The 16,879-nt window shown below is 65.8% G+C and carries 14 protein-coding genes; 6 read left to right on the forward strand and 8 right to left on the reverse strand.

All coding sequences use genetic code 11. From position 1 onward, the window contains the following. The first annotated feature begins 107 nt into the window (after nt 1–107). Nucleotides 108–554, forward strand: a complete 447-nt coding sequence (locus DIE23_RS16470) for a cupin domain-containing protein (RefSeq protein ID WP_124613107.1) — start codon at nt 108–110, stop codon at nt 552–554. On the opposite strand, the gene DIE23_RS40195 is transcribed toward DIE23_RS16470, so the two are convergent. Next, nucleotides 527–832 (reverse strand): hypothetical protein, encoded by a 306-nt coding sequence (locus tag DIE23_RS40195; RefSeq protein ID WP_260436093.1) that lies wholly within the window; start codon nt 830–832, stop codon nt 527–529. The two genes, DIE23_RS16470 and DIE23_RS40195, sit on opposite strands and share 28 nt — an antisense overlap. Here DIE23_RS40195 and DIE23_RS16475 point away from each other — a divergent pair. Beyond that, nucleotides 770–1,900 carry a condensation protein gene (locus tag DIE23_RS16475; protein WP_260436091.1) on the forward strand — a complete coding sequence of 377 codons (1,131 nt, stop codon included), beginning with the start codon at nt 770–772 and terminating at the stop codon, nt 1,898–1,900. The two genes, DIE23_RS40195 and DIE23_RS16475, sit on opposite strands and share 63 nt — an antisense overlap. A gap of 91 nt (nt 1,901–1,991) precedes the next feature. On the opposite strand, the gene DIE23_RS16480 is transcribed toward DIE23_RS16475, so the two are convergent. From DIE23_RS16480 to DIE23_RS16490, 3 genes are all read right to left on the reverse strand, one after another. Continuing rightward, nucleotides 1,992–3,185: an MFS transporter gene (locus DIE23_RS16480; protein WP_124613109.1), complete on the reverse strand. Its 1,194-nt coding sequence runs from the start codon at nt 3,183–3,185 to the stop codon at nt 1,992–1,994. A gap of 184 nt (nt 3,186–3,369) precedes the next feature. Beyond that, nucleotides 3,370–3,792 (reverse strand): DUF3331 domain-containing protein, encoded by a 423-nt coding sequence (locus DIE23_RS16485; RefSeq protein WP_124613110.1) that lies wholly within the window; start codon nt 3,790–3,792, stop codon nt 3,370–3,372. Nucleotides 3,793–3,814: 22 nt separating this feature from the next. Continuing rightward, on the reverse strand, nt 3,815–4,663 hold the full coding sequence (locus DIE23_RS16490) for an SDR family NAD(P)-dependent oxidoreductase (RefSeq protein WP_124613111.1): 849 nt from the start codon (nt 4,661–4,663) through the stop codon (nt 3,815–3,817). Nucleotides 4,664–5,697: 1,034 nt separating this feature from the next. Between DIE23_RS16490 and DIE23_RS16495 the strand changes: the two genes are divergently transcribed. The 4 genes from DIE23_RS16495 to DIE23_RS16505 all read left to right on the forward strand — a co-directional run bounded on the left by DIE23_RS16495 (nt 5,698) and on the right by DIE23_RS16505 (nt 9,112). Then, nucleotides 5,698–5,925 carry a hypothetical protein gene (locus DIE23_RS16495; RefSeq protein WP_124613112.1) on the forward strand — a complete coding sequence of 76 codons (228 nt, stop codon included), beginning with the start codon at nt 5,698–5,700 and terminating at the stop codon, nt 5,923–5,925. Between the two features lie 68 nt (nt 5,926–5,993). Then, nucleotides 5,994–7,265 (forward strand): hypothetical protein, encoded by a 1,272-nt coding sequence (locus DIE23_RS39565; protein WP_185646470.1) that lies wholly within the window; start codon nt 5,994–5,996, stop codon nt 7,263–7,265. Next, the gene (locus DIE23_RS16500; protein ID WP_260436086.1) at nt 7,213–7,716 is read left to right on the forward strand and encodes a DUF3455 domain-containing protein; all 504 of its coding nucleotides are present in this window, start codon (nt 7,213–7,215) and stop codon (nt 7,714–7,716) included. The genes DIE23_RS39565 and DIE23_RS16500 overlap by 53 nt, the downstream gene beginning before the upstream one ends. A gap of 658 nt (nt 7,717–8,374) precedes the next feature. Beyond that, nucleotides 8,375–9,112, forward strand: a complete 738-nt coding sequence (locus DIE23_RS16505; protein ID WP_124613147.1) for a response regulator transcription factor — start codon at nt 8,375–8,377, stop codon at nt 9,110–9,112. Between the two features lie 72 nt (nt 9,113–9,184). On the opposite strand, the gene DIE23_RS16510 is transcribed toward DIE23_RS16505, so the two are convergent. From DIE23_RS16510 to DIE23_RS16525, 4 genes are all read right to left on the reverse strand, one after another. Further along, entirely contained in the window at nt 9,185–10,255 is a 1,071-nt protein-coding gene (locus tag DIE23_RS16510; protein WP_124613114.1) for a sensor histidine kinase KdpD, read from the reverse strand. Nucleotides 10,256–10,390: 135 nt separating this feature from the next. After that, nucleotides 10,391–10,774 carry a response regulator transcription factor gene (locus tag DIE23_RS16515; protein WP_124613115.1) on the reverse strand — a complete coding sequence of 128 codons (384 nt, stop codon included), beginning with the start codon at nt 10,772–10,774 and terminating at the stop codon, nt 10,391–10,393. Nucleotides 10,775–11,002: 228 nt separating this feature from the next. Further along, nucleotides 11,003–11,647 carry a response regulator transcription factor gene (locus tag DIE23_RS16520; protein WP_373422143.1) on the reverse strand — a complete coding sequence of 215 codons (645 nt, stop codon included), beginning with the start codon at nt 11,645–11,647 and terminating at the stop codon, nt 11,003–11,005. Between the two features lie 125 nt (nt 11,648–11,772). After that, on the reverse strand, nt 11,773–16,830 hold the full coding sequence (locus DIE23_RS16525) for a trifunctional serine/threonine-protein kinase/ATP-binding protein/sensor histidine kinase (RefSeq protein WP_124613116.1): 5,058 nt from the start codon (nt 16,828–16,830) through the stop codon (nt 11,773–11,775). Between the last annotated feature and the right edge of the window lie 49 nt (nt 16,831–16,879).

Consider the following 16,879-nt stretch of genomic DNA (forward strand, 5'->3'; position numbering starts at 1 on the left):
TTCGATCGATCGCCAAACGAAGACGGGTTTTTCCGACAAAATGGCGCCACGCCAGCGCGCTCACCCTTTGCGTCGCTGCCACGAAAAAACCAACGGAGAGATAGCCGATGTCCAGATACGCCCTCGCAGCGCTGCTGTCGTTCAGCGTCATGACCGCGGTCGACGCGCACGCCGAAACGATCAAGCCGATCAAGGCGTCGAGGTCCGACCTTGCCGGTGCGATATTCAATCGCGCCGACACCGTGAAAAAAGACGAAGCCGGCGAAACGAGCGCGGACGTCGCGACGTTCACGTCGACCGACAACGCTTACCAGACTGGCGTCTATCGATCCGGGCCGTCGCATGAGGAAATCAAGGGGCCGCACGGGCTGCCGTACAACGAGTTCCTGTACTTTCTGTCAGGCAGCGTGAAGCTCACGTCGTCGGACGGTTCGGTAATGCTCGTGAAGACCGGCGAGGCCGTCACGCTTCCGAAGGGATGGACGGGACATTTCGACACGCCGGGCTATACGAAGCTCTATGCGACCTACAATCCCGACGACAGGAAAAAATAGTCCGGCACATGTCGAGCGACCCGGCCATGGCGGAATAGCGCACCCTCCTCGATTGTTCTATTGAGGCAGACCATCACTTCGGGAGTCACACGGTGCGGAATCCATCGCAGGAAATCGACGACAATCAGCGGCTCGTGCGGGCGCTCGGGAGCACGGAACACCTGTTCTGGCTGCTCGACCAGAATCGGCCGACGCATTTCGCGATAGTCGCCGAGATCGACCGGCGCTTTGCGCCGGACGCGTGGCGTGCGGCGTTTCAGGCGCTGCAGCACAGGCATCCGCTGCTATCGACCTGCATCGCCGCCGACGCGCAACGGAATTCAGGCTTCTATCGCGTGACTGACGCTGCGGTGCCGTTGCGCGTGCTCGAGCAAGACCCGACCGCGTGGCAGGCGGAAACGGCCCGCGAAATCGCCGCGCGCTTCGTCGGGTCCGCGGCGCCGCTGCTGCGCGCAACCTTGCTGCAAGGCGAATGCAGCTCGACGCTGATTCTGGTCGCACATCATTCCGTGGTCGACGGCATGGGCAGTGCATCGCTGATCGACGATCTGTTGCGTATCCTGTCGGGCGAGCGACTGGCGCCGTTGCCGTTGGTGCCGTCGCTGGAGACCGTGCTGGATACCGATCTGAGCCACGCCGCCGTCTTGCCGCCCCCCGCGCCGGCGCCCGCGCCCAAGCCATTTCGTCCGGACGCCGCGCAAGCGCCGCATGTCGACGCCATTGCGCTTTCCGCCGACGTCACCCGCCAGCTCATGATCCGCGCACGTGCCGAGCAAACCACCGTGCATGGCGCGATTGCCGCGGCCGTTCACGAAGCCGGCCGGCGTCTGTCCAGCGCGTGGATCGAACGCGCGTTGAGGACCGTCACGCCGATCGACCTGCGCGGTCTCTCCGACGACGCGCGTGCCGCCGCCGGCGTCTACATCACGCAGACCATCACGATCGACGATCACCCGCGCGGTATGGATATATGGACCGCCGCCCGCAAGATCAAACAGGATCTTGCACCGTCGCAAGCGCGCGCGAGCGTGGCGGCGGAACTGAAGGCACTCGATGCCGTGATGTCCACGCGGCCGAGCGTCGAGCATGCGGCCGGGTTTCTATCGGCCGTGCTGGCCTTCGACGTCATGGTGTCGAATCTGGGCAATCAGCCGATTGCCTCCCAGTACGAAAGTGTGTCGCTCAAAGCGCTGTGGGGCCCCATCGTGACGTCGGGCTTCGCCGACGACCAGATCATCGGCGCGTGCACGATCGATGGCGTGCTGCGTCTCACGCATACGAGCCATGGCGCGATTCGCGGACTGCTCGAAGAAGTCCGCGCGATACTCCAGGAAGCCGTGAGCTGACCGCCGGAGGCCGCTCGGCTCGTGTGCGCGCGACGCCGACCATCGTCGCGCGTCGCACCGGAGACGGATTCCGCAACACCGGCGCGTGCGTTCAGCACGCCGCCGGCAATACCCGCTTGCGGTGCTCGACGATCGACAGAAGCAGCGCCGCCAAGCCGCAAGCCGCGATCAGTATCAACAGCATCGTCTTGCCCATGCTGACCAGCACCATGCTGCCGAGCGCGGGGAACCCGAATGCGCCGACGAAGTACGACGCCACAAACCACGTCAGCACGGCGTGCCGGTGCCGCGCATCGGCACTGTTGACGGCCTGCGCCTGCACGATCGGATAGACGAGGCCATACCCGGTGCCGAGCAGCACGGCGCTGGCCGAATGAAGCAGCGCGTTGTGCGGCACGGCGAATGTCACGGCGACGCTCAGGATCATGAAGCCGAGCAGGATCTGCGTCGTCGCGCTGACGCGGATCTGAATCACGACCGCGCCGAGCAGCCCGCGGATGACGACCACCGTGGCGGAATACAGACCGAAAAACGTTCCGGCCTTCACACCGGGGCCCTGCGCCATCGACATCTGGAACGTCATCAGCCCCGAGAAGACGCTCGAGCCGAGCGCGATGATCGCGATCGGATAGATCGCAGGCGTGCGGACGATCGCGCCCATCTCGCGAACCCACCGATCCCGCATCGGCGGCGCAACGGCGTGCGACGCCGGCGAGAGGCGGCCGAAACATTCCAGCATCACCGCGGCCGTCGCGCACAGCGCGCCGACCGTGCAGAACACCGCGCCCGTCGTCCAGTGCCAATTGCGAATCGCAAGTGCCGCAACGGCCGGACCGCCGCCGACGCCGGCCATCTGAAACGACCCGAACCGCAGGAACCAGCGCTCACGTTCGATATCCGCCGTGCGCTCCGCGATCATCATCGGCGCCGCGAGGCAGAACCCGCCCCAACCAATGCCGACCAGCAAGCCGGGCACGACGCTCAGCGAGCCGGTGCGCCCGATCAGCGCGAAGCCGACGACGCCTGCGCCGACGACCAGCGCCGCCAGCGCGGTCGCCCGCGCGGCGCCGATCCGGTGTGCGCACGACGCGACCAGCGGCAGGCCGATCAGCGCACCGATCATCGCTTCGGCCAGTGCGGCCCCCGTGTCGATGTCGCTTCCGCCCGCCACACGGAAATGCATCGACAGCAGAAACGTCGCGCCGTAGCCGCATGCCGTCAACAGCGCGCCGAGCAGCACGAACGAGGCGACGCGCGGCGACATCGTGCGTGGATCGGCCATCATGCTTCCCCTTGTTTCAAGATTCCGGTCGATTCGGGCGGCGGCGCGACAAGCGCGCCGCCCCCAGGCCATCGCAACATGATCCGCACAATCCGCAATCGCGGAAATGAACTGTTCCGATGATGCGCCGCATACGTTCGTATAGGCGCCGACGACCGCCCCACGTTCCCGCACGCGTGCGACGCGCTCAGGTATCGGCGAGCGACAGATCGGGACGCTGCGCGACGGTTGCGGCGAGGATCGTGAGTTCTCGACTGACCGGAACGCGCGCCTCGCCGGCGTGAGGGCGAAACACCGGGTCGCCGCGGCCGATGCAACGCCCGGTCAGTGCGCAGACCGCCGCGCCGTCGGCAAAACCCCTGCTCCAGATCTGCTCGGTAGACTTGCCCAGGCACGCGTCGCTCCACGAGACGCTTATCGCGCTGGCCGAAATCCGCCTGACGATCACGACGTTGACGGGCCGCCGCGCCGTGCGCAAACCCGTGCTTGCACGGCGCGGCCGGTGCCCGATCGACCATCTCTTCGTGCACGCGTGGAGCTGCTCGGCGGATGGATCGAGCACGTTCAGCAGCACCCGCGCCACGATGTTGTCCTCGCACAGCGTGGTCATCGGCGGTCCCCGGCAGCCGGCTTCATTCGGGCTGCGCCGGCGGAAACGAAACCGATTCGCTCAATTCGCGCCATTGCGCGTCCTCTTCCGCACGGAAGCTTGCCGCCGCGCCGGCTACCGCGACCGCGTCGCTGCCCATCAGCAGTCGCAAAGGCGCTGTCGGCGATCCAGCGATGCCGAGCAGCGCGCGGGCAATCCGCGCGGGATCGCCGGGTTGCGCGCCGTCGATGCTGCGCAAGCGTGCCGCTACCGGTTCGATGATCGGTTTGTACGCGTCGCTGATCGGCGGAATGGTCATCGACGAACCGGCCCAGCGGGTCCGCATCGATCCCGGCTCGACGATCGTGACCTGGATGCCGAAATCGCGAACCTCCTTCGCCAGCACCTCCGAGAACCCGCCCACCGCCCACTTGGCTGCCTGATAGGCGGCGAGCCCGGGGCCGCCGACTCGTCCGCCCACCGACGAGATCTGAATGATGTGGCCGGCCCGTTGCCGACGCATGAACGGCAGCGCCGCACGCGTGACATTGCACACGCCGAAGAAGTTGACTTCGATCTGCTCGTGCAGCGCCTGGTCGGTGATGTCTTCGATCGACGCCAGATCGGCATAGCCCGCGTTGTTCACCAGCACGTCGAGGCGGCCGAATTGCTCCACCGCCAGGCTGACGGCGCCGCGCGCCGCGTCCGGATCGGTGATGTCCAGCGGGATCGCAAGAATCCGGTCGCCATATGCGTCCGCGAGGCTGGCCAGACGCGTCCCGTCCCTCGCCGTTGCCGCCAGTTTGTGGCCGGCGGAAAGCACGGCCTCCGCAAGCTGAAGACCCAAGCCGCCGGAGCAGCCCGTGATGAACCAAACCTTGCTGTCATTCATTGTCGCACTCCCGGTCATTTGCGATCGACGTCCGGTCCCGCACACGTCGTGAAAACGGGTGTTCGCCGTGCGTCCGCGGGATCGCGGACTCGCCGAACCCGACGTCATGCGTCATTGGGAGCCCGCCATGTATCTCGCGTATGTCCGTCGCGTATCGGAATGTATCTGGCGATACCGTGAGTACGACGCGGTGATCGCGCAATCGTCCCGAAGAACGTTGCGCGGTCGATGAGAGACCTTTACAAAAGAACAGATCATCCGAACAACTACAATTTCACGCGTGTTGGCACGGCCGACCACAGGGCACCGACTACCGATACAAGTTCTCTGCAGCCGGGCCGACGTCAAAACGCCGGAAATCCTGTCACGCGTTCAATAATCCCACGTCGGCGGCCAAGCAACTGCGAGCCCCGGAATCAGTGCGGCTACAGCCATAACAGCCTAAGCAATGTAAGGAACATACTTTTTCATCACGGGCTCCAAATGAGAACCGTCTCTCTGACCTTGCATCAAGTCAAATCGGCGAAAAAGGATGAACACGTCGGGAGTGACGGTGTCCGCTATCTATACCACCCCAGGCGTTCGGCTATTCCCCATCCGCTCTGAAAAAACGCCGTGCAAAATCCGCGCGATCATCGGCCAAGGTCAGACAATGCCTTCGACGCTAGACCGCTCGCCCATTCACCTCGCGCATGCTTTCGCAATTTCGATGCGCATATCGTGCTGCGCGAGCAATCGAACGATGTACCGCCGATCATTGAGCTTCCGCGCGTTATCGACAACGAAAGCAGATACTCATGCGAACCACGAGCATATGTAACACCGGCGTACAAGACCCCACGGCTGACCCGACCGACGCCGGCGCACCGACGAACTCGACAGAAACGACGCGATCTCGAACGACCGCCTCCCCTGGCCTGACCGCACTTCAGGCGATAAACCGAAGCGACCGCTCCCCGGCAGCCGGAGCGCCGGACAATCGCCGGAGAAGTTGGGCACCGTCATTGGATGGCGCGGTATCGACGACGTCCTCAATGCACATCTCCCACGCAGTGATCGCGTCTGAACCGAATGTCGTCGAACTGCCGGTCGTCGGGGCTCATCCGCCTGCGTCAATCAGCGTGCGCGACGCGCGGGCCATGCTCGCGGGCCTGGAAAAGGTGACGCACCGGCTCACCGGCTCACCGGCTCGCTGGCCAAAGCCGCTCATTTTCACCGCAGGGTCACCGATGAACTGCGCGGCCCGGGCCCCGATTGCCTGACGGAGGAGAACCGTCGAAAGATCGAAGACGCCCGGAATTTCATCGCGACCGCGGGGCCGGTGAAGGCAATGCTCGGGCGTCTGGTTGACGACCTCGAATCACGGTTGGCCGCCGCATCGACCACGATCGACGCCTGCGCGTCGTCGAAGGTCAGCAAAACCCAGCGCCGCATTGCACTTGCGGAAGTAGTCGGGGCGATCGCGGCCAAGAATGCGGCATGGTACGCGCTGCCCGGACTCATTCCGGCGACCCATGTGCGCTTCGACAACGTCGGGGAAATGACGAAGCTGGTGACATCCCGATCGGCGCTTGCGCTGCTCTTCGCTGCCATAACGGAATATCCGCTTGCCACCGACGGGCAACGACGATTCAAGGATGCCGGCGGTCAGATAAATCAGTTGCAGGGATTTGCGCAGGCGCTCGACCAGGCTTTCGCGCTCGCGATCCTGTTCGGCATCAACAAGGCGACCGGGCAGGAACCCCCTCCCGGCTATCAGGTTGCCGGATTTGCACTGAGCGCGGCAGGCGCTGCGTTTCAAACCGGTGCGTTGAACGGCTTGATCATTCGCATGCTTCGGCCCATTTTCGACACGTTGTCGAAAAAAACGGCGCGCTCCTGCGACGATCGATCTTCCGTCCTCCCCACCCACACTTCGCAAGTACATTCGGCACCGGCGGAACAGTCAGGAATACGGATTCCCGAGCCGTCTCTGAATACGTGGCTCGACACCGTCCCTGCCCAGGATTTCGTCGAGATGAACGCCGATCTGGACAATGCCTGCACTTCCATTGCCCGCTTGCACGCGGCCATCTTTCCTCGCGAAAACGAAGTGCTTCGAGGCGACATGGTTCCCGCGTCGCCCGCAGCCGATTATGGAACGCACGCCGAACGGTTCAGTGGCAACCTCGCGGCGATACAGCACGCCGTTCGCGAGTTCCGCAACGATCTCCCCGACGATGACGAACGCCTCGCTCGAATCGACGCGGCACTCGAGCATGCGCACGACGCGGCGCGCACGATAGCGGAATTGCGTGAAAGCGCCACGCCGAGAAGAACGGCGTTCTTTGCCGCGATGGCGATCCTGAGCACGACCGGGTCCGTGCTCGGCGCCATCGGCCCTTCCATTCAATATGCGTGGCTCTCGGACATCAACCAACGCGCCGCGATCTTCGGCGTGACGTCTTCCGTATTGCAGGCGTTCGCCAATCTGGGGCAATTCCTCGGCGGCGCCAAGCCGGGCGGCGGGCGGAGAGGTCGTGTACCGGTGCGATCGTGGCGACCAGGGCTTGAACTGGGTGTATCGCGGCGTTCAGTCGACGCTCGTCGATTCGACCGGTGAGAGTGTGGGCACCGCGTTGCCGGGCGGCTACTTTTCGAGTTACGACGGCAGCTATGTCGTGAGTCGCCCGGACGCCGAGGCGACGGTGAGCCCGGACAGCCTGCCATGGGCCAGGCTCGTCGCCCGATTCAACGGGGGAGACAAGGTCTTCGAGACCCGGTTCGCGCGAACCGGGCTCATCCTGCGGGTGCAGACGAAAGGCGGCTTGCCGCCCGACCGGCCCTGCGTGCTCGCGGGCTCGGTGTTGAATGTCCCCTACACGGCCACGTACCTGATATATCGATCGCCGTCCGTGCCGGCGCCTGCGATGCCGCTACCGTCAGCGAGCGTGGCCGGCGCGCCCGAGCACGCCGTGATTCCCTGCAGCCTGAATCCGCAGCCCGGCGATTTCATCAAACTGCCCAGGAACGCGGCACTGCCCGACGGCGCACTGCCGCTGCCCGATCATTGAATCGCGGGGGTGCTCGACCGATATCGGCTGCGTACGGAAAGCGCATATAGGCCAGCCTATGCGAATTTCATAAATATAAATAATTTCGCAAAGCATTTTTTGTGAATATTCCGTCGCGCGACGACGATATATGCGCCCACGCCATTTCCCCGGGATACGCTAAACAAGCGCACGATCGCCCGTGAATCGACAGGTTTTTTGTATCGCTCTGTATCCGCGACGGATACGGAAAGGATTGGATACATTGAAGGCCCGTCGGGCAATTTTTCACGATCCGATCCTGTTGTAGGATGCCTGCACGACCTCACTCATGTCGGACGGCATCGCGCATGCGTCGGAATTCGCGGCAAACGGACAACCGCTGTACGTCGGGAAAGGTAGCGTCCGCAACGATCGGCTCGTACCGGCTCGCACGCGGCGGCCTGTCCGTCAGCCGCAACCGAGCGACGCTTCGGCAATGGAATTTTTGCATCAGGACGATTGTTCTCCCTAGATGCGATGGCGAGACGGGTGTCGAGGCGCCAGCTTCAAGACGAGGGAACTCGAGCGCGGCGATTGCCGGCACGCGCCTCCTCACCGCGGCCGACGCTGCTTTCGCGCAGCCGGAAATGGAGCAAGCGCGGCCGTCCAAGGCTGCGCTGGTCAAGAGAGAGTCATGATGGGCAAGCAAGTACGAATCGTTCTCGTGGAAGACGACGTGATCCAGCGATCGCTGCTGGCGTCGTGGCTGAAGACCGAGGGCTATCATGTGAGCGCCTTCGGCAACGGTCTCGATGCGCGAAACTACTTGTCGGATCACTGGGCCGACCTGATGATTTTCGACTGGGATCTGCCCGGCATCGGCGGCGACAGGCTGTTGACGTGGGTCCGTGGACGGGCGAGCCCGTCGGTGCCGGTGATCTTCCAGACGATCCATTCGAGTGAAGAGGACATCGTCCGGATCCTCGACACCGGCGCCGACGATTTCCTCGTCAAGCCATTCGACCGAAGGGTGCTACTCGCGCGCATCCGCGCGCTCCTGCGCCGTTCCCGCGCGTCGGCAAATGAAAGCAGGCAGATGATCGTCGGGCGCCATTTGCTCGACCGCACGAACCTCAGCATCGTCGCGGACGGCATCGCACACGCGCTCGGAACCAAGGAATTCGAACTCCTGTGGCACCTGGCATCGCATCTGGGCACCGTCGTCCCGCGGCAGGATCTGCATTCGGTCGTGTGGGGCTGGGACGGCGGGGCCACGAGCCGGTCGGTCGACATGTATGTCAGCCGGCTGCGTGCGAGCCTGCGGTCGATCGGCATGGAATGGTCGATCCAGTCGGTCTACGCGAAAGGCTATCGGCTCCACGTGAGCGAATGCCGGCAGGATGTCGCCGACGAGCTCACCGACGAGAGCGTCTAGGCAAACGCGATTCGGAAAGCGGAATTCGAGGCAATGCCGGTGCGCCGCGCCGCCGGCATCGCCTCCGTGCCGTCACGCGACAGCGAGCGGCAACGTCACGCGCGCTTCGAGGCCTCCGGTGCTGCGATTGTTCAACTGCAGCTCGCCCTGCATCGCTTGCGTGAGCCGCCGTGCGATCGCCAGCCCCAGACCGGATCCCGGCGCACGCGCCGATGTCTGCGGCGCCCGATACCACGGCGTGAATACCGCTTCCATCTCCGCCGGCACGATGCCCGGCCCCGAATCCACCACCGCCAGCATTACGCGCCGGGCATCGACGCGAACGCACAGGCGGACATCGCGTCCGTAACGCAGTGCGTTGTCGATCAGGTTGACGAGCACGCGCCGCAGTGCATGCGGAAACGTCACGAGCGGACAGTCCAGTCGCCCGTCCAGCGCGACGGCGAGCCCCGCGTCGCGATAGTTGTCGACCAGCGAGCCGAGCAACGCGTCCACGTCGACGCTGCGCGGTGGCTCCGCCACGCTGCACTGAAGCCGTGCGCAGGCGAGGCTCGCGTCGATCAGCTCGCCCATCTCGGCAAGGTCGCGCTCCATCGCATCGCGCAACGTGCGATCTTCCAGCATGCCGCTACGCAGCATCACGCGCGTCAGCGGCGTGCGCAGATCATGCGCATAGGAAGCAAGCACATGCAGCAATTCCGTTACGCGATCCGCATGCTGGTGATGCGCGTCGTTGATCGCGGCGGCCAGTCTCGCGATCGGCGGCGTGCCGCACTCGACCAGTGAACGGGGCAACTCTTCCAGCCCGTGGTCCTCGAGTGCCGCGGCGAGTTGCCGGATTGCCGCGTCCAGTCGCAGCGCACGCAGCCACAGCACCGCCGCCACCAGCGCGAGCAGCGCGCACGTCACGCTCGCAATCAGGAGATTGCCGTCGACGGCGGGAAGCAACGCATTCGCGAGCAGGTCGCGCGCGTCGTACAGCGCCGCCGCGACGAATAGCACGCCCGCCACGACGAACAGCCGGGCCGGATACGCGACGAGACCGCGTGCATGCTCGCGGCACGTGCGGCTGAAGTTGCGGATGGAGCGCGTGAGCCGAGCGTCAAACCAGGCTCCGGACGATAAGGTAGGAATGTTGGCCATCTTCGTTCTCCTGTCGCCGTCGCGGCGGACGGTACAGGGAAGATGAAAACATGCGTGCGGGGGTTCGCACCATCAAACAAGCGGCCATCTACCCCCTACGAAGGTTTAGGTTGCCGTTGCGGCGCGGGCCGGCGATCAGCCGTATCCGAGCGCACGGGCGAGCCACCCTTCGAGCTCCTGTGCGTCGATCGGTTTCTCGAGGAGACACAGCGCGGTGCTGACCCGCGCTCGCTCGGACGTGCGAGCGCTGACGAACGCCGTGACGAGCACGGTAGGAATACGCAGGCCGAGCGCTTCCATCCGGGCCAGCACTTCGAGGCCATCCATGTCGGGCATCTGGAGATCGCAGATCAGGCAACGCGTGCGCGACACCACGTCGGACGCCAGGAATGCCGGCCCCGACGCGAATTCGCGCGCCTCTCCGCCCAGCGAACGCACGAAACTTCCCGCGGCGGCGCGCACGAAGGGATCGTCGTCGACAATGGACACGAGATCGGAGGCTGAGAGTGAAAAAGGCATCCCTGCTTATGACGAGGGGGACGGACCGGGCCCGTCCCGAGCACTGTTACCCAAGTTGCCAGCATACCGTCACGCCGCGGCATCGTCATCATACCTACGTATGGGTAGGCTCGGCGTGCGTGCATGGGTCGATCGATGAAGGATCCGGGTAAACGAGCGGCGCGCGCGCCTTTTGGAAGCGGCGCGCGCGATGCACGGCGCCGATGATTGTCCTCGCCCGCGCTGCCGCTAGCGCGACGGCACGTTGATGCCGAGTGCGGTCATCTTGCGCACGAGTTCGGCCACCGAGCGGCACTTCATTTTTCGCATCGCCTGGCTGCGATGAATCTTGGCCGTGATCTCGGCGATGCCCATGTTGCCCGCGACCTGCTTGTTCATCAAGCCCGTCGCGACGTGTTGCAGCACTTCGCATTCGCGCGGTGTGAGCGATTCCCAACACGCGCGCAGATCGAGCAGCGAGTGATCGTCCTGCAGCCGTTTCGCATCGCGCTCGAGCGCCGCGATCACCGCATCGATCATGTCCTGGTCGCGGAACGGCTTCGTCAGGAAATCCATCGCGCCGGCTTTCATCGCCTTCACCGTCATCGCGATATCGCCGTGCGCGGTGATGAAGATGATCGGCATCTGCGGACCGCCGCTCTCCGCCAGCGACGTCTGAAACGCAATGCCGCTCTGCCCGCGCAGCCTGACGTCCAGCACGAGGCACGACGGTCCCGCGCCCTTCGGTGCCGCGAGAAACTCTTCCGTCGACGCAAAGGCGCGAACCTCCAGGTCGATCGATCGCAGCAGGCTGATCAGCGCGGCACGAACGAATTCGTCGTCGTCGACGACGTAGACGATGCGGCTGTTCCGATCAGGTGTCGCGTGGGGCATTCTGGTTTCCGGCATCGATATTCGCTGATGAATTTTCAGGAGTAACCGCTCGGCGGCTCAAACACAACAACTCGAAGAACCTGTCCGCCACCTGCGCGCCGCGCGTCGCGCCGACGGACGACACATCATGGATCGACGCGCGGCAGCATCACGGTTGCGCGCGTACCGGCACCTTCTCGCGGCGACAGCGTCAACGTGCCGCCGTGAGCGTCCACGATCGAATGCGAAATGGCGAGGCCCATGCCCATCCCGTTCTCCTTGGTCGTGAAAAGCGGTTCGAGCAGACGGTCCGCGATATCGGGTGCAATGCCGCTGCCCGAATCCTCCACGCTCACGCGCACACTGTCAACGCCGTGCGCTTCGCACGCAAGCTCGAGACGACGCGCCGTCTCGAGCTCGGCCATCGATTCAGCGCCGTTCGTCAGCAGGTTGATCACGACCTGCTGGAGCTGGATCCGGTCGCCGTATACATAGACGGGGCCCTCGTGACTGCGCAGCTCCAGCACCACGTCCAGCGTGTCGAGCTGCCGCGCGACGAGCGCCGCGGCCTCGCGCACGGCCTCGGCGAGGTCGACCGTCGCAAACTGCGGCGCGGCCTTGCGGGCCTTCGCGCGCAGCCCCTGGATGATGCTCTTTGCCCGCGCCGCGCTCCGGTTGATGTGCTCGAGCATCGCGCGCGCTTCGCCGACGTCCGGCGGTTCCCGGTTCAGCCAGCGCAACCCGGCGCTTGCCGACGTGTCGACGGCGGCGATCGGCTGTCCGATCTCGTGGACGATCGACGCGACGAGCTCGCCCATCGCGGTCAGCCGGCTGGCGCGCTCGAGGCCGGCCAGTGCGGCACGCAACTGTTCCTCGGCATGCGCGCGCTGACGGTTCTGCTCGACCAGCTCCTCATAGAGCCGCGCATTCTCGAGCGCGAAGGCAGCCTGCGACGCGATCACCTCCACCAGCGCCGCCTTGGCCGCGGTAAACATCCGCGCCGCCAGATTGTTTTCCATATACAGCACGCCGACGAGCGTCGCATAACGCATCAGCGGGACACACATCACCGAACGCGGGCGCCGGCGGCGAACATAAGCGTCCTGACCATGAACCGGCGACTCCGATGCATCGTCGATCACCACGCCTTCCTGCGTCCGCGCGACCGCCTGCACGACGGAGATGGGCAGCACGCTCGCCGTCAACGACACGGCCTCCTGCGTCACGACGATCGTGCCGTCGATCACGTCCGCGCGCGCCGGTACATGCCAGACGCCCTCGCGCAGCACCGCGAGCGCGCCATGCTCGGCCCCGGCGCTTTCGAGCGTCGTGCGCAACAGCGTTTCCACGAGACGCGCCGGCACGATGTCGCTCGCCAGCGCGTTCGACACGCGCAGCACCGCGCTCACGTCCAGTGCGTGCATCCGGCTCCCGACCGGATTGCCGGCTCCGGCATCGAATACATCGGGATGCGCGGCCTGCAACTGGCGCACCTTCGCCAACGCCCCCCAACGCTGCCATGCGCTCAGCGCGTGGCGCAAATACGCGTGCGCGGCGATATTGTCGCGACCCGCATGGAAGCGCGCCGCATACTCGGCGGCCAATGCCTCGACCTGCGTGAAGCCATGTCTGCCAGCGTGCATCACGGCGCGCGCATAGGCTTCCGCCGCGTCCAGCGGCTGCCCGTTCACGCGCGCGTGCTCGGCGCGCACCAGCTCGCGTCGCGCGACGAAGTTCGCCGGGCACGCCCGCGCCCAGACGTCGAGCTGCTCGACATGGCGCTGCAGCGCAGCCTCGTCGGACGCGTCGCGGCCGGGCAGCGCCAGCAGGGCGAGCGCGCCGTAGAACGGCAGATCGGCGCGCTCGGCAAACGAACGCGCCGCATGCTCGCAAGCCTCGGCGCGCCGACGCGCGTCGAGCGCGTCCGGAAGATCGCCGAACAACAACGCGGCCTGCAGCCTGTAGACCCAGTACGCGAGATCGACCAGGGTCGCCGGCCGGCCCTCCGGCGGCGCCAACAGGTCGCGATCGTCGCTGTCGCCTTCCTGTAACCGCCTCAGCAGCATCTGCTGCGCGAGCAGCGCATCGATCACGAGCTGGAAATTCGCATCGCGCGCGATCGCGAGCCCATGTGTCACCGTATCGCGCACGTCGCCGAGAAATTCGCCGGCGAACAGCATGCCGGTCGCCTCGTTGCGCTTGCAATAGAGCGCGAACGTATGATCGCAGCACTCGACCGTGATCTCGAATGCCCGCGAGATATACCCACGGGCCGAGCGCGCCGGCAACACCCACGGCACCACGATCGTGCCGTGCGCCATGTATACGCGGCCGCGATACCGATCGAGCCCGCGTTCGTCGACCAGATGCAGCGCGAGCTCGCCGAATGCGAGCGACGCGGCGTAATCGCCGTAACGCACGCCGAAGATCTGGTTCATGCAGACGTAGACGTCGGCCGATGCATCGGAATGGCCGTGCTCGATCGCCAGATTCACCGCGCGCAGCAGAATCATGTCGACCAGATCCTGGTCGGAATAGAGTGCCGGCGGGATCAGGTCGGCAAAGATGTCGACGATCGCGCGCTGCAGCGGATCGGCGATGATCGGCAGGTCGCGCAGCGCGTCGATCCCGTTGCGATCCAGCCAGCCGCGCAGGCGCAGGTATTCGCGATGCACGTCCGCGCTGTCCGGATGGAGCGGGATATCGATGCCGGCGCGCTTCAGGAACGCAAGGCCGACGCCGAGCGCGAGATCGAAGCGACCCAGCGCCGTGTACAACGCCGCGCGCAGGCGCGTGAGATCCGCGCCGAACGTGCCGTCGCCGGCTACGCGCTCCAGCTCGGCCAGACGCGCTTCGGCGGCTTCGAGCGCCCCGGTCATGAACTCGGCCTCGCCGCACAGCATGCGCGCCTCGAGCCCGTCGTCGCTGGTATCCCGTTCGCCGAGGAAATCGACGGCCGCGCGAAAGAAGCCGAGCGCGGAATGATGCGCGGTGGCAGCCCGGGCTTGCCGTCCGGCCTCCAGGTTCACGCGCGCGAACGCGCGGCGCTGCGCGGGTGTCCCGACCACCGCGCCGGCGAGGTTCGCCTGCGCGGCCAGCACGAAGGTATCGGCGCAGGCCTCGCCGGCCGCCAGCAAACGGCACGCGATCGCATGATGCAGCGGCGCGCGCTCGTTCTCCGGGATCGACGCATACGCGGCCTCGCGAATGCGATCGTGCCAGAACGTCCAGTCGTCGCCGTCGCGCTGGAGACTGCCGGCATCGAGCGCCGCCTGCAGCCCCTCGATCGCATCGGGCTCGCTCAGGCCGGCCGCCGTGGCCAGCAGGTGCGTCGATGCTCGCTGGCCGATGCAGGCCAGCAGTCGCAACATGAATCGCGCGGCGTCCGGCAGCAGCTCGAATTGCCGCGCCAGCATCATCGCGACGTCATCGCCGCCGCGATGCGCGGCGATGCGCGCCATGTTCCAGCGCCACAGGCCGGCGCCCGCATCGTAATCGAGCATGCCTTCGTCGGCCAGCAGGCGCAGCAGATGATGCACGAAGAACGGATTGCGGCCGGTTCTCTGCCCGATCAGATCGGACAACGGACGCAGCGCGTCGGTGTCCTGATGCAGCGCATGGGCGATCAGCTCGGTCGTCGCGCGCTCGTTCAGCGGCCCGAGCTCCACCGTCAATGCCTCGGGAAAGTCCGCCAGCGGGCCGGCCCGCAACGGATGACCCGCATCGATCTCGTTGCCCCGATAGGCGCCGACAAGCAGCAACGCCGTGTCGCGGTGTTGCTGCACCAGCCGCTCCAGCACCTGGATCGTGCCCGCATCGGCCCATTGCAGATCGTCGAGCAGCAGCGCGAGCGGGCGCTCCGGCGTCGCGAAACACGCGATCAGCCGCGCGATCGCTTGCAGCACGCGCTCCCGCTCCAGCCCGGGCGCCAGTTCGGATTGCTCCGCCGGCCCCGTTTGCGGGCCCAGCACCGCCGAGAGTGCCGGCAGGAATCGCGCGAGCGTGCGTCCGACGGGCGCCACGGCCGTTCCGATTTGCGCGCGCCACCTGTCGAATTCGTCGTCCGCGCAACCCAGCACGAATTGCAGCAGCGGCTCCAGCGCTTGGGCAAGCATCGCATACGGCGTGCCGCGGCGCCCTTCCTCACCCTTGCTGGTGGCCACGAGCAGCGCGCCGTCGTGCCTGATTCGCGCGACGGCCTCCAGCAGCAGCGTCGACTTGCCGATGCCCGAGTAGCCGGAAACCCATGCGATGCGCATCTCGCCACCGGCGGCGACGGCACGGTACTGCGCGCGCAACGCGTCGATCTCCTGTTCGCGGCCCACCACGTGATCGGCTTGCTGCAGACGCTGCAGCGCCGCATGAACGTCGAGCGCGAACATCGGAATGCGACCGTCGCGGCGCAGGCACTGCTCGCATCGCTGCAGGTCGGCGACGAGCCCCGCGGCTGTGCGGTAACGCTGCTCCGGCGCCTTTTCGAGCAACTTCACGACGATCCGCGAAATCTGCTCGGGTACGCGCGGAACGAGTTCGTGAGGAGCGCGCGCCGAATGCGTGGCGTGCGCGTGCACGAGCCCGGCCGCATCGGTCGCATCGAATGGCGGCACGCCGGTCAACTGCTCGTAGAGAATGCAGCCGAGCGAATAAAGATCGGCGCGCGCGTCGACACGCAGGTTCATGCGCGTGCCGAGTTCGGGCGCCGTATAGACGAAATCCGTGTCGTCCCACTCGAGAGCGGTGTCGCGCAACGGGTCGGTTGCATCGGGGCCGATCGCATGGCCGAAGCCCGTCAGGAACGCACGATCGTCGTCATCCACGAGGAAGCGATGCGGCGCAAGCGCGCGATGCACGATACCGGCCGCATGCATCTCGCCCAGTGCGGTCGCGAGCGAAATCGCGCGCCGCAGAAACGCGGACACACGCTGGTGCGGGATAGCTTCAACGGAGAGCGGCATCCCGCCCGGATCGGCCAGGATGAGCACGGCGCCGCCACCGTGCGACACGATCGCTTGCGGCACGGCGGACCAGCGTTCGTGGAGTGCCCAGCGCAACACATATTCGCGTTGCAGCGCCGCGACCGCGGACGGTGCCGCGACGCCGCGCCCGGCGACGAGAACCGGCGGCGCATGGTCGTCGATCGCGCGGTGCAGCCGTGGCGGGCCGGGGCTCAATTCGATAAAGCGGCGTGTCGAAAGTTCGATCATGCGAATGCAGTAAGGAAACGGTGGCGTTCATCAGCTCGAACGCCGCTGG

The organism is Burkholderia sp. Bp9143 (assembly GCF_003853645.1).
In the GTDB taxonomy this organism is placed as follows: domain Bacteria; phylum Pseudomonadota; class Gammaproteobacteria; order Burkholderiales; family Burkholderiaceae; genus Burkholderia.

Coding starts and splice junctions, on each gene's coding strand:
- DIE23_RS16490 (WP_124613111.1), bottom strand. CDS start 4,663: ATGAATGACAGCAAGGTTTGGTTCATCACGGGCTGCTCCGGCGGCTTG.
- DIE23_RS16505 (WP_124613147.1), top strand. CDS start 8,375: ATGGGCAAGCAAGTACGAATCGTTCTCGTGGAAGACGACGTGATCCAG.
- DIE23_RS16495 (WP_124613112.1), top strand. CDS start 5,698: ATGCACATCTCCCACGCAGTGATCGCGTCTGAACCGAATGTCGTCGAA.
- DIE23_RS16525 (WP_124613116.1), bottom strand. CDS start 16,830: ATGATCGAACTTTCGACACGCCGCTTTATCGAATTGAGCCCCGGCCCG.
- DIE23_RS16480 (WP_124613109.1), bottom strand. CDS start 3,185: ATGATGGCCGATCCACGCACGATGTCGCCGCGCGTCGCCTCGTTCGTG.
- DIE23_RS16520 (WP_373422143.1), bottom strand. CDS start 11,647: ATGCCCCACGCGACACCTGATCGGAACAGCCGCATCGTCTACGTCGTC.
- DIE23_RS16515 (WP_124613115.1), bottom strand. CDS start 10,774: ATGCCTTTTTCACTCTCAGCCTCCGATCTCGTGTCCATTGTCGACGAC.
- DIE23_RS40195 (WP_260436093.1), bottom strand. CDS start 832: ATGCCTGTGCTGCAGCGCCTGAAACGCCGCACGCCACGCGTCCGGCGC.
- DIE23_RS16485 (WP_124613110.1), bottom strand. CDS start 3,792: ATGACCACGCTGTGCGAGGACAACATCGTGGCGCGGGTGCTGCTGAAC.
- DIE23_RS16470 (WP_124613107.1), top strand. CDS start 108: ATGTCCAGATACGCCCTCGCAGCGCTGCTGTCGTTCAGCGTCATGACC.
- DIE23_RS16510 (WP_124613114.1), bottom strand. CDS start 10,255: ATGGCCAACATTCCTACCTTATCGTCCGGAGCCTGGTTTGACGCTCGG.
- DIE23_RS39565 (WP_185646470.1), top strand. CDS start 5,994: ATGCTCGGGCGTCTGGTTGACGACCTCGAATCACGGTTGGCCGCCGCA.